The sequence below is a fragment of the Sediminibacterium sp. C3 genome (genome assembly GCF_000508085.1).
In the GTDB taxonomy this organism is placed as follows: Bacteria; Bacteroidota; Bacteroidia; order Chitinophagales; family Chitinophagaceae; genus Sediminibacterium.
This window is the reverse complement of sequence record NZ_KI669560.1, coordinates 1,672,009-1,684,187: the sequence shown is the minus strand read 5'-3', so window position 1 is coordinate 1,684,187 and position 12,179 is coordinate 1,672,009. Positions and strand designations below refer to the sequence as shown.

Here is a 12,179-nt window from a genome sequence, read left to right as displayed (position 1 = left end):
CATTAATTTAGTTGATACACATACTATGTCAAAATATTTAAAAGAATTAGAAGGATTATTTATAAAGGCAGCCAAACCGCAGAATAGCTTTGGCATGAAAGCATATATGCTCAATCAATTTGATTTTTTTGGAATCAAAACACCTGAAAGAGATGCTATAGTTAAATCCTTTTTAAAAACAAAAACCCTCAGTTCCCATAAGGAACTTTCGGAAATTATTTTTAAAATGTGGTCATTCAAAGAAAGAGAATGGCAATATGCTGCCATTGATGTATTCAGGCATCATCACTCCCTATGGGAATTAAAATCAATTGATGTGATTGAATCCTGCTTAACAAAGAAAAGCTGGTGGGATACTGTTGATGGGATTGGAAGCGACTGGATACCCCACTATTTTTCATTGTATCCCGACCAAATTATTTCTGTTACAGAGAAATGGAATCAATCAGACAATATCTGGTTACAGAGAAGCAGTATTTTATTTCAGCGATCCTACAAAAGCAAAACCGATACCCGATTATTAAAAAAATACATTCTGAACCATAAAGATGCCAAAGAGTTCTTTGTTCAAAAAGCCATTGGTTGGGCACTACGGGAATACAGCAAAACCGATCCTGATTGGGTTATTAATTTTGTTGCCAAAAATAAAATAGCCCCTCTTAGTAAAAGAGAGGCTATCAAAAGAATTATTGCAAATAACTGATTACATTTTCTTTGCGTCTTCCAAAAACTTAGCAAGACCAATATCAGTTAAAGGATGCTTCAACAGACCTACGATAGAATCCAATGGGCAAGTGCAGATATCAGCTCCTAATTCAGCTGCTTTAATAATATGTAATGGACTTCTGATAGAAGCAGCTAGTATTTCAGTTTTGTATTGTTGTACATCAAAAATATGTCTTAACTGTCCAATCAACTCCATGCCATCCCAACCACTGTCATCCACACGGCCTATGAAAGGAGATACATAGGTTGCACCTGCTTTAGCTGCCAAAATTGCCTGGCCAGCAGAGAAAATTAAGGTACAGTTGGTGCGGATTCCATTATCTGCAAACCACTTGATGGCTTTAATTCCGTCTTTGATTACAGGAACTTTCACCACAATATTCGGATGAATGGCAGCCAGTTTTTTCCCTTCTTCCACCATCGTGGCAAAATCTGTGGAAAGAACTTCCGCACTCACATCCCCGTCTACCAGTTCACAGATGGTTTTGTAATGTTGCGCAATGGCTTCTTCGCCTTTAACGCCTTCTTTCGCCATCAGGGAAGGATTGGTAGTTACCCCATCCAGAATTCCTAAATCGTTGGCTTCTTTAATTTGTGCAAGGTTACCTGTGTCAATGAAAAACTTCATAAAAGTGGAGTTAAAAAATATGGCAGGCTACTCGCATCGCACCGCTACAACCGCTTATCCTTGCTGCATTCCTGCCCTGGGGAGGTTCAGCAGGAGCTGGTCGTGCAAGACCTGCCACGGCGCAAAAGTAAGGATTGATTGCTTACCTTTGAAAAAAAATTATTTATGGGTGTAGCAGATCAGTTAGCACAATTAAAAGCCGAAAAAGCAGCGGCAAATTTAAAAGAAGGGCAGGCTTTTTTAGCAGCCAATAAAGTGAAGGAAGGGGTTGTAGAACTACCCAGTGGTTTGCAATATGAGATTATAACGCAAGGTACAGGCCCCAAGCCAACTGCCAGTAATGAAGTTACCTGTCATTATCATGGCACATTAATTAATGGAACAATTTTCGATAGTTCTGTACAAAGGGGCCGTCCCGCATCCTTCCCGCTTAATATGGTTATTAAAGGCTGGACAGAGGGATTACAACTGATGCCAACAGGTAGCAAGTGGCGCTTTTTCATCCCTCCGCATTTGGGATATGGGGATCGTCAGGTTAGTGCACAAATAGGCCCCAACAGCACATTGATTTTTGAAGTAGAATTAATTAGTTTTATCTAGCATCTTACTGAAACTCGCTGAGCTCCAGCCAGCGGGTTTCTTTTGCTTCCAGCTCTTTTTCAATTTGTAACAAACGCTCTCCCATTTTTTGCATGCTAGCATAATCTGCATCACCAGCACTCATCTTCGCCGTTATTTCTTCTTTTTCTTTTTCCAATAAAGGCATTTCCTTTTCCAGGGTTTCCAGTTCTCTTTTCTCCTTATAACTTAAAACCTTTTTTACAGGAGCAGCCGTTGTAGTGGTTTGTTTGGTTACAATTTCTTCGGTACTAGCCCCTTTACGTTTGTTAGCTTCTAGATCATCCCATTTCTGCTCTTTCTTCTCATTTTCCTTTAGCCAAAGTCTGTACTGTGTATAGTTGCCAGGAAAATCCCTTACTTCTGCATTGCCTTCAAATACAAATAAGTGATCTACCAGCCTATCCATGAAATAGCGGTCGTGAGATACAATCAATATACAACCAGGATAGTCTATTAAAAAATTCTCAAGTACCGCCAACGTAGGTAAATCCAGGTCATTGGTAGGTTCATCCAATATCAGGAAGTTGGGATTTCGGAATAAAACAACCAGCAACTGTAGGCGTTTTTTCTCCCCCCCACTTAATGAATTCAAAAAAGTGTATTGCTTATCAGGCGTAAATAAAAATAACTCCAGAAACTGGGCTGCACTTAAAGTAGTTCCGTCCGCCAATGGAAAATTCTCTGCAAAACTTTTCACGTATTCAATCACTCTGATATTTTCCTTAAACACCAACCCCTGCTGAGAAAAATTTCCAAATACAACAGTATCGCCAATATTTATTTTGCCACTGTCTACCGGCTCAATTCCCTGTAGTATGTTCAAAAAAGTAGATTTCCCAACGCCATTTTTCCCGACTATCCCAATTCTTTCTCCTTTACTGAACTGATAATCAAAGCCTTTCAGAATAGATAAGTCGCCATAGCTCTTATACACTTTCTTCAACTCTACAACTTTCCCTCCCAGTCTGCTCATTTTAACCTGTAACTGCAGTTGAGCATCTTCAATCTTTTGCTTGGCTTTGGCTTCTACTTCATAAAAATTGTCTTGCCTGCTTTTACTCTTGGTAGTTCTGGCCTTGGGTTGCTTTCGCATCCATTCCAGTTCCTTTCTATAGGTATTTCTGGCTTTATCAATACTGGCCTGTTCACTTTCAATTCGGGCAGCTTTCTGCTCCATATATTGTTCGTAATCTCCCTTATAAACATATAGATTTTCCCTTTCCAGCTCCCAGATTTCCTCACAGGTTGCATCCAGGAAATACCGATCGTGGCTTACCAGCAGCAGTGTCACCTTTTCCTGTGAGAGATAATGTTCCAGCCATTCAATCATTTCAACATCCAGGTGATTCGTGGGTTCATCCATAATCAACAAAGTATGCTGGTGGGCAAATCCAATGTCGATAAGGGTTTTCGCCAGGGCCACTCTTTTTCGTTGACCGCCGCTAAGGTCTTTTACTGGATTGGTCAGGTGATGAATATTCAGCTTTTCAAGGATTTGCTTCACTTTGGCTTCAAAATCCCAGGCACTTAAATTGTCCATCGCTTCAATGCCTTCCGTTATCCCAATGGCATCTTCCGCTTCTATAGCAGCTTCGTATTTTTTAATTGCATTGATTATAGGGTGATTCAAGTGGAAGATATTTTCCAGCACCGACCAGGATTCTTCAAACTGGGGATCTTGCTCAAACAGAGCAACGGTTACATCCTTGTGAATCCATACTTTTCCGGCATCGGGTGTTTCCAGACCAGCCAGAATGCGCAGCATAGTAGATTTCCCAATTCCATTTCTGGCAATCAGGGCAATTTTATCACCTTCGTTAATATGAAAAGAAATATTCTTGAAAAGGGGGTTTATACCGTAGCTTTTGGTTAAACCTTCAACTGAAACATAGTGCATCTTGCAAAACTAAGTATCTTAGACGCTAATTCCGAGAAACACTGAACCTAGTTTAAAAAGAAATGATCAAAACCCATTTAAGGAACTTAAGCATACGAAATAAGCTTTTTCTGTCTCATTTTCTGATCCTATTGATTACCCTTTTAATCATTGTGATATCAGTAAAAATAAATGACAAAAGACTGATCATTCACCAAATGATAGCTCAGTTAGACAAAATAAGAACTCATATAGGAAAGCAGGCAGCAGCCAGACAGATTTTTTTAACCACCGATCGCTTCTCTGAAAGTTTTCATATTACCGGATCTTCCAATGCGGTTATCCATTATCAGCAATTGGTTAAGCAAATAGACAGTAGCCTGATTGCTATTAATGAAAACAAAATTGCCACCAAACCTCATATCGCTGAAAAGCTCTTATCCATTACCAGAAATATTCATGCCCAGGAAGTGTTTTTTGAAAGAATGGTAGATTCAGTAAAACAATTGGGCATTGGTGAACAGGGTTTAATGGGGGCGCTATTGAAACACAAAAAAGAACTTAAGGATAACCGGCTGATTTCAGAAGCAGATTTGAGCAGGCTCGAACAACTTTCCAATGATTACTTTACCAAAAAAAGCCAGACTGCTGCTATTTCTTTTGATTCTTTGGCACGTAAACTCATATTTGTTTACGAAAACAATCCAACTACTGAAATTATTCTGGATGAGTATCGTAAAACATTCGTTAGAATAGTTAAACTGGAGAGAAGTATTGGAGGCTCTGATGAAGAAGGCCTGCAAAATGAATTAATTAAACAGAGCAGAAGTAATGATGAACAAATAGAAGCTGCCTTACAATCTATTAACCAGTTGTATGAAGAAGATCTAAGTCGTATTGAACTTATTTTTTATGGCCTGATAGGCGTAACGCTAATTGCTGGTTTATTGTTGAGCTACCTTATTTCAATGGAAATTACCCGGCCAATTATTGAACTGAATAAGGCCACAAAAGAAGTGGTGGCCACGAAATTCAAAGATGATATCAATCCTGATTTTATAGATGAAATGCGAATGGATGAGATTGGTCAGCTGGCAATTAATTTTAACCTGGCTATCCGGAAAATCAGAAGATCTATTAAAATTATTCAAGACAAATCGGAAAGTTTACAGGCTAAAAATCATCAGTTGCTGGAAAATGAGGAAACATTGAAAATGATCAGTGCACAGAAAGATAAATTCTTATCAATCATTTCGCATGATATGCGTGCGCCACTTAGCAGCATTATCAGTTTCCTGGACTATTACAAAGACAACTTTAAAAACTTCAGTGAAGCAGAAATTGAATTCGTATCCAGTAATTTAAATACACATGTGAAAAAAGTGGTTGAGATGCTGGATGGGCTGCTAATGTGGTCTAGGTCTCAAACCGGAGAAATTCAAATGAATCTTCAACCTATTGATCTGGCTCAGATTATTACGGATACTATATCAATTCTGAACCAAAGCGCCCTTAACAAAAAAATCAGAATCAGACCCTACATTCATAGTCAGCTCATCTGGGCCGATAAAAACATGACAGCCTTTATTATCAGGAATATTATCAGCAATGCCATTAAATTCACGAATGAAGGCGGCATTATTGATATCAATACCAAGCGCAACAAATACAATGCATTTGTTATCATTAAAGATTCAGGGGTTGGCCTGTCTCCGGAAGCTTTATCCCGTTTGTTCCAGGATAATGTAAGTTATTCTACATTTGGCACTGCCAATGAAAAGGGAATTGGCTTAGGGCTTGTATTGTGCAAGGATTTCATGAATAAAATGAATGGCAATATTGAAATTGAAAGCTTGCAGGGAGAAGGCACTACCGTGAATTTATTATTTCCATTAGTTGGAAGAGGAGATTGATGCAGCACTACTACTACATATTGAACAAACCATGTAATATGGTTTCTCAATTTAAAAGCAGTCACGCTGTTCCTTTACTGGGAAATTTGCATTTCAATTTTCCGGAAGGGATCCATGCCATTGGAAGACTAGACCAGCATTCAGAAGGACTTTTACTGTTAACTACCAACAAGAAAGTAACAAGACTTCTTTTTCAAGGAGCAACTCCACATTTGAGAGAATATCATGTATTGGTTAATAGCAAGGTTAGTCAGAACCAATTAACTCAGTTAAGTCAGGGAGTTCCTATTCGAACCGGGAACGAAGTTTTTTATACAACCCGCCCTTGTTCGGTCAGACTGGTCGATCCGCCATTAATTCAGTTTAACAGTGATTATATTCCTTCAGAAAGGGTTCCTCATAACTGGATAAGCATAAGCCTTTCAGAAGGCAAGTTTCATCAGGTAAGAAAAATGCTTACCGCGGTTGGACTAAAATGCAAGAGATTGGTGAGGGTCCGTATTGAAAACCTGCATTTGGGAAACCTGGCTCCGGGTTGCATAAATGAGCTTACAGAGCAGGAATTCTTTGGAGGATTGAATATCATCGATTACTGAGTCGGGACGAATAGGCGGGTCAGGCTAAGCCCATCAACGAACTATTTCGTATTTTTGCGGTTTATATACCATGAAGCAATTCACCATACCGAATATATACCGAAGTAACTTTATCAGCCGAATTAAGGAAAGCAGGAAAGCCGCCGATAAACTGAAAAAAGATTTCAGCCCCACCCTTGTTAAAATGGGATCTGTAAATATATTTCTTGCAAGACATTTTGGCTTCTGTTACGGGGTTGAAAATGCCATTGAAATTGCCTTCAATACGATCGAACAAAACCCGGGAAAAAGAATCTTTCTACTTAGTGAAATGATTCACAATCCACAGGTGAACAAGGATTTAATAGAACGTGGGGTACAATTTCTTCAGGACACTTATGGCAAACAAATTATACCATTCGATTCCCTGCAGGCAGATGATGTAGTCATCATACCGGCTTTCGGTACCACGCTGGAAATAGAAGCTTTATTAAAAGCAAAGGGCATTGCCATTGAAAAATACAATACTACCTGCCCGTTTGTAGAAAAAGTCTGGAACAGGAGTGAACAAATTGCAGCCAAAGGATACAGCATTGTAGTTCATGGAAAACCCAAGCACGAAGAAACAAGGGCTACTTTTTCGCATGCATCTGCCAATACACCAACTGTAATTGTAAACGACATGGCCGAAACCATAGAATTGGCCAAATTTATTACAGGTGAAAATAATCCGGAAGATTTCTATACGGCGTTTAAAGGAAAATATTCCGAAGGATTTAATGTAGAAAAAGACCTGCAGAAAATTGGAGTGGTTAACCAGACTACCCAACTGGCTACTGATACCCAGGCCATTTCTGATTATTTGAAATCAATACTTATAAAGCACTACCAATTAAACAGCGACACAATTGCTAATCATTTTGCAGATACCCGAGATACATTGTGTTATGCTACCAATGACAACCAGTCTGCAGTAAAAGGAATGCTGGATACCGAAGCAGATCTTGCCATTGTAATCGGAGGGCACAATAGCAGTAATAGTTCTCATCTGGTAGAACTTTGTGAAGCCAGATATCCAACTTACTTTATTGATGGCCCCGACAAACTGATTAACAAGGAAAATATACTTCATTGCAATTGGCAAACAAAGGAATTTACCCAAATTGAAAATTATCTTCCAAAAAAGGAACCCGTCAATATCGTTATGACCAGCGGAGCAAGCTGCCCTGATGCCGTTGTAGAAGCAGTAATCAGAAAACTGGGAATGTTTTACGGAGTTGAACTAAAAGACTCAGTAGATTAGTTTACAAAATTCCACCAGATACCAATTCTATTCCAAACCCCTTGTGCTGGATATTGATCGGAAAGCAGATTTACTTTGGAAAACAAGGTGTTCAGGTTTTCAAAACGAATAAACCCTTTAAAGCTTTTGATTCTGAAATGAAGAAAAGCGTGCATATCTGGCCTGTTATTAAAAGTCTGACTGTTCTGATAGAAAAACTGACCTAAAAGCGGGCTGTACCCATCCGCTTTAAAAGGAGTATTATACCTGATTTCTAAACCTGTAGACAGGAATAAATTAGTGTAAAAATTACCTTCAAATGCCAATCTGTTTCTTGTTAGAATCAAAGGTAAATTAACAGGTGCCGTACCCACTGTTTTCTGCGCATGTATTTCCGTATACCAATTCCAATTTCTGGCCAACTTAAATTTCTTAAATATGCCCAGCTGCAATACATTAAACAGCGTAGCTTCCTGTTTGGCTGCAAAAAAACTATCAAAGTACAGGTAATTGCTTACCAGACTATACTCTGCCGATACCCTTATGGCTTTTGCCGGATTCTCATACACCCCAAAAAACTTTACAATATTTTCCTTATTGAAACCAGTTCTGTTTTGAACCGGGAACCTACTCTGGTCATTAAAAATAAAGGAAGGGGTTCTATTTATATTGTGTAACCCAATATTCAGGTACCCGATTTTTTTACCCAACAATCTTTTCATACTCACCAGTGCGCTGTAATCTCCCGAATTATATCCATTCAGATACAACTCCCCTTTTGCCTCCAGATCCCATACCTGATTCTTGGTTCTGTTGCGGTATTCACCTATGGCGTATATATTATTTAGTTTTATAGAACTAATCGTATCAAAATTGCCGCTGATTTGCTGAACTGCAATTGCTGCTTTTAAAAATTGACTTTGATTGGTTTTATCCGGGAAGCTGATCAGGGCAAATTCATTCGTAAGTATCTTCCAGCTATCCTTAAATTGAAAATACTGACCATTCCGGGTTCTGTAATTAAAGTAATTGAGATAACGTAAGGAATCTACATTGTTGTCAAAAAAATGACCAAGTTGTTGCTGATATTTTAATGTGTGTTCTATTCTGAAACGAGGGTAAAATATTTTATAAGTAGCTGTATCAGTTACCAGTGAATCTTTTTTACCTAAATCATAATGATGACGGATCAAGAGCATATTGTCCCTTTGTAAATGCCCTGTGCTAACATTGGTATTAAAGGGATTTCGGATAGCAGCACCGGATCTTCCCAATCTTGTCTCTAATTCATAGGGATCGTTTAGTGCCAGGCTATCCAGTTTTTTAACATCTACCAAACCACCGTTTTCAGAAACAGATGACTTATTGGAAATATAAAGAAAGAAGATCTCGTATTGCCTGTTATTAGACTGATAATGAGAAGTAAATCTGAAATTATTATGACTTGCATTTTGGTTTTTTAAAGCCCCGGGTGAGTTACTGAATCGGTATTCAAATCCAAAATTAAAATTTGACTTCCGGTTCTGTGTATGCTTTAAATCTATCAGCTGTTCAGCTTTGGCTCCTAATAAATACCCTAATTCTGTGTAGGGTCGGGTTGTTTGATAAAACCTTGTATTTTCTAGGGTGAACTTATAAATATCAAATGCATGAAAACCAGCATCAAAGCCCGTTTTCATTAAAGGGCTGAACAACATAGACCTGGCTGCTGATCCCAAATTACCCATATGATAATGGGTATAGGGCAAAGGAAACCGGGTAGTAAAATCATTGATGGAGGAATCCATTCCTCGGTTTCTTGTTGAATCAAATGATTTATAAAAAATGGTTATGGAGTCTGCCAACAAGTCTCTTTTCTGCAAAGAATCCATTTTCGATTTTCGGGTACCCATTTGCTGCATCATATTGCCTCCAGCTGGAAAAGAGCCCATACCCGGTCTGAATCCCTGCGCCCATCCCCATTCTGCATCCGTAAGAACGAATAGCAGCAATAGTAATCCAAGAATGGTTCTGCGCTTCATCATGCAAAAGGGGTAATAACTTATAAACTACGGATCAATTCCTTGAACAATAAAGTAAGTTTCGGTTCTGCTGCTGTTGCTGCTTCCAATACTTCCTCATGCGTAATTACATTTTCCTCTTCTCTGATGCCTAAATCGGTAATCACACTGGTAGCAAATACTTTCATACCACAATGCACCGCAACAATATTTTCTTGAACAGTGCTCATTCCTACTGCATCTCCTCCTAAAGCATGTATCATTTTATACTCTGCTCTTGTTTCAAATGTGGGTCCGGTTACACCTGTATAAACTCCTTTTTTTAATTCAATCTGATTCTCAGCAGCAATTTGCATTGCTTTTGCAATTAATGCCTTACTATAAGGCTCACTCATATCGGGGAAACGGGTACCCAGCTCCTCCTCGTTTTTACCCAATAATGGATTTACCACAAAAAGGCTGATATGATCGGTAATCACCATTAAATCACCTACGTTAAAGTCAGTATTCACCCCCCCTGCTGCATTTGAAAGAAACAAGGTTTTTACCCCTAATAAATGCATGACTCTAACCGGAAAGGTAACCTGGTGAGGTGTATACCCTTCATAAAAATGAAACCTTCCACTCATCACCCACACTTTTTTTCCACTTAGTTCTCCAAATAATAAACTCCCCCCATGCCCTTCTACGGTACTTACCGGGAAATGAGGTATTTCTGAATAAGGAATAGAAATCTCCACTTTAATTTCCTTGGAAAGATTACCTAAACCACTACCTAGAACAATTCCAATATTGGCCTTTTGATTGACTTTTGAACCTATAAAAGCGGCTGCTTCTTTCAGTTGATTCATTAAAACTGACATAATAAGAAATTAGGCGACAAATATACGCTGATAAAAAATAAGGCCATCAACGGAAAGTTGATGGCCTCTGATAAGGTATGTAATTTAAGACTAGCTTAAACGTTTTACATTTACTGCATTCAAACCTTTTCTTCCTTCCTGCACATCAAAGATAACTTTATCGTTAGCTTCAATCTGGTCGATTAAACCATTTGCATGTACAAAAGTTTCTTTGTTGGAATCATCATGCTTAATAAAACCAAAACCTTTTTCTTCGTTAAAGAACTTTACAGTTCCTTGAATTTGTGTGTCCATTGTAAAAATTGTAAATAAATAATACTGCAAAGGTACACTTTAATACCTGCCCTGCCTAAACTTAATTGTTAAAGTCTCAAATTAGGCTGAATACTGCTGATTTGCCTTAATCCAACTAATTCATCGTGTCTTCCACCAAAGGGGCGGTAATACACCAGAATAGTATAGTTATTCTCTGTTTCCCAATAATTCCCCTCTGTAAAATCATAGGTTGCAACCGGATGCTGGTTGTTACCATCCTTAACAACATATTGATAACTATAAAACCCTTGCTTTAAAGTTAATCGCTTGTAATAGACCATTTTACGCTCATCAAATTCCATCAGCGAACTATCGCTCAATTGATTTCCGGTTAACTCTCCCATTAAATATACTGGCTGTTTAAGTGGCTGACGATTTTCGGTAGCCAGTGTAAATTCAACTTCAGCATAATCAGACTGCCACCATGGATTGATAGACTCTGTTGTGGAAATGTCAAAAAAACCATTCAAATCCCTATACCATAAATATCGAACCCCGGTTCTGATTGCATCTGTTTTAGCATACACTGTTACAGGAATATGGGTTCTGCTGATTCTCTCTATGCGATCACTTTCGAAACGCAAACTTCTTAAATCAATCCAACGATACTCTTTACCTGCTGGAAATAAACAATCCTGTTCTGCATTGTATTCAAGTATATTCCCGCGAATAAAAGAAGGAACCAATTTCTGCGAGGCATTGTCCCACCTTCCATTCTGCAATATGGTTGTCTGAATCTGCTGGGGTTGAATTGCCTGAAGCGTAGATGTATTTACCGACAATTGAATTTTCTGATGCGTCCTATGTTGAGATGCATTGAATGGCTGCTGCATTTGTGCCGCAATACCCACTTTATTGTCTACCACATAAAAACGCTTAGTAAACAATAACTTAGAGGTATCCGCATCCTGAAAAACTTTTAAGATATAATTACCGCTTCTGGTTGGCACACAGGATCGTTCGGGTAAATTAACCTGATAATGTACATATTGCACCTGTGCAATTGATGAAATACGATACTGGCTAATTCTGCTTTGCTGAAACCCTCTGATATAATCGAAAGGGCTCCATTGTGCTTCCGACCAATCTGCATTGCACAATTGAAAAGTATAAAAATAGTTTTTAGGATAATTGCCCAGATCGTCAAAATGAAGCTCCAATTGGTCGGATGAATTCAATTGAATAATAGGAAGTCCCAATTGATTGTTTAGCGGGAACAATTTTGGGGTTTTTATACTGGGATTATAAATATAATCGGGCTTAATTTGGGCCATCACAAAACTGCACATCAAAAGCAGTAGCATTGTGTAAATGAATTTCATCATAGATTAAACTTACAGAAACAATTGTATTATTAGTAGCTTTGAATACTTCAAAAAT

At 38.4% G+C, this 12,179-nt stretch carries 11 protein-coding genes and 1 other RNA gene; 5 read left to right on the top strand and 7 right to left on the bottom strand.

Annotation, left to right across the window (positions count from 1 at the left end; translation table 11 throughout):
• Positions 1-25: 25 nt before the first annotated feature.
• Positions 26-703: a DNA alkylation repair protein gene (locus F777_RS0107765; RefSeq protein WP_026751544.1), complete on the top strand. Its 678-nt coding sequence runs from the start codon at positions 26-28 to the stop codon at positions 701-703.
• Here F777_RS0107765 and fsa read toward each other — a convergent pair whose 3' ends face one another.
• On the bottom strand, positions 704-1,354 hold the full coding sequence (fsa, locus tag F777_RS0107760; RefSeq protein WP_026751543.1) for a fructose-6-phosphate aldolase: 651 nt from the start codon (positions 1,352-1,354) through the stop codon (positions 704-706).
• A 17-nt stretch (positions 1,355-1,371) separates the two neighbouring features.
• Positions 1,372-1,471: signal recognition particle sRNA small type (gene ffs, locus F777_RS17605), an RNA gene on the bottom strand.
• Positions 1,472-1,519: 48 nt separating this feature from the next.
• Here ffs and F777_RS16125 point away from each other — a divergent pair.
• On the top strand, positions 1,520-1,954 hold the full coding sequence (locus F777_RS16125; RefSeq protein WP_051408504.1) for an FKBP-type peptidyl-prolyl cis-trans isomerase: 435 nt from the start codon (positions 1,520-1,522) through the stop codon (positions 1,952-1,954).
• A gap of 4 nt (positions 1,955-1,958) precedes the next feature.
• On the opposite strand, the gene F777_RS0107750 is transcribed toward F777_RS16125, so the two are convergent.
• Positions 1,959-3,872 carry an ABC-F family ATP-binding cassette domain-containing protein gene (locus F777_RS0107750; protein WP_026751542.1) on the bottom strand — a complete coding sequence of 638 codons (1,914 nt, stop codon included), beginning with the start codon at positions 3,870-3,872 and terminating at the stop codon, positions 1,959-1,961.
• 62 nt (positions 3,873-3,934) lie between these two features.
• On the opposite strand from F777_RS0107750, the gene F777_RS0107745 reads away from it, so the two are divergent.
• The 3 genes from F777_RS0107745 (at position 3,935) to F777_RS0107735 (ending at position 7,642) form a co-directional block, all read left to right on the top strand.
• Positions 3,935-5,764, top strand: coding sequence for a HAMP domain-containing sensor histidine kinase (locus F777_RS0107745; RefSeq protein WP_081720487.1), 1,830 nt, complete (start codon positions 3,935-3,937; stop codon positions 5,762-5,764).
• Positions 5,764-6,360 (top strand): pseudouridine synthase, encoded by a 597-nt coding sequence (locus F777_RS16120; protein ID WP_037369231.1) that lies wholly within the window; start codon positions 5,764-5,766, stop codon positions 6,358-6,360. Before F777_RS0107745 ends, F777_RS16120 begins: the two co-directional genes overlap by 1 nt.
• A 70-nt stretch (positions 6,361-6,430) precedes the next feature.
• Positions 6,431-7,642: a 4-hydroxy-3-methylbut-2-enyl diphosphate reductase gene (locus F777_RS0107735; protein ID WP_026751540.1), complete on the top strand. Its 1,212-nt coding sequence runs from the start codon at positions 6,431-6,433 to the stop codon at positions 7,640-7,642.
• Here the strand turns inward: F777_RS0107735 and F777_RS16115 are convergent.
• From F777_RS16115 to F777_RS0107715, 4 genes are all read right to left on the bottom strand, one after another.
• Positions 7,639-9,645, bottom strand: a complete 2,007-nt coding sequence (locus F777_RS16115; RefSeq protein WP_081720486.1) for a putative porin — start codon at positions 9,643-9,645, stop codon at positions 7,639-7,641. The two genes, F777_RS0107735 and F777_RS16115, sit on opposite strands and share 4 nt — an antisense overlap.
• Positions 9,646-9,662: 17 nt before the next feature.
• Positions 9,663-10,484: a purine-nucleoside phosphorylase gene (locus F777_RS0107725; RefSeq protein ID WP_026751539.1), complete on the bottom strand. Its 822-nt coding sequence runs from the start codon at positions 10,482-10,484 to the stop codon at positions 9,663-9,665.
• Between the two features lie 90 nt (positions 10,485-10,574).
• Positions 10,575-10,778 carry a cold-shock protein gene (locus F777_RS0107720; RefSeq protein WP_026751538.1) on the bottom strand — a complete coding sequence of 68 codons (204 nt, stop codon included), beginning with the start codon at positions 10,776-10,778 and terminating at the stop codon, positions 10,575-10,577.
• A gap of 68 nt (positions 10,779-10,846) precedes the next feature.
• Complete coding sequence (locus tag F777_RS0107715; protein ID WP_152530889.1) at positions 10,847-12,124, bottom strand: type IX secretion system plug protein; 1,278 nt, start codon at positions 12,122-12,124, stop codon at positions 10,847-10,849.
• Positions 12,125-12,179: the final 55 nt, after the last annotated feature.

Coding starts and splice junctions, on each gene's coding strand:
- F777_RS16115 (WP_081720486.1), bottom strand. CDS start 9,645: ATGATGAAGCGCAGAACCATTCTTGGATTACTATTGCTGCTATTCGTT.
- F777_RS0107720 (WP_026751538.1), bottom strand. CDS start 10,778: ATGGACACACAAATTCAAGGAACTGTAAAGTTCTTTAACGAAGAAAAA.
- F777_RS0107725 (WP_026751539.1), bottom strand. CDS start 10,484: ATGTCAGTTTTAATGAATCAACTGAAAGAAGCAGCCGCTTTTATAGGT.
- F777_RS0107715 (WP_152530889.1), bottom strand. CDS start 12,124: ATGATGAAATTCATTTACACAATGCTACTGCTTTTGATGTGCAGTTTT.
- F777_RS0107765 (WP_026751544.1), top strand. CDS start 26: ATGTCAAAATATTTAAAAGAATTAGAAGGATTATTTATAAAGGCAGCC.
- F777_RS0107745 (WP_081720487.1), top strand. CDS start 3,935: ATGATCAAAACCCATTTAAGGAACTTAAGCATACGAAATAAGCTTTTT.
- F777_RS16125 (WP_051408504.1), top strand. CDS start 1,520: ATGGGTGTAGCAGATCAGTTAGCACAATTAAAAGCCGAAAAAGCAGCG.
- fsa (WP_026751543.1), bottom strand. CDS start 1,354: ATGAAGTTTTTCATTGACACAGGTAACCTTGCACAAATTAAAGAAGCC.
- F777_RS16120 (WP_037369231.1), top strand. CDS start 5,764: ATGCAGCACTACTACTACATATTGAACAAACCATGTAATATGGTTTCT.
- F777_RS0107750 (WP_026751542.1), bottom strand. CDS start 3,872: ATGCACTATGTTTCAGTTGAAGGTTTAACCAAAAGCTACGGTATAAAC.
- F777_RS0107735 (WP_026751540.1), top strand. CDS start 6,431: ATGAAGCAATTCACCATACCGAATATATACCGAAGTAACTTTATCAGC.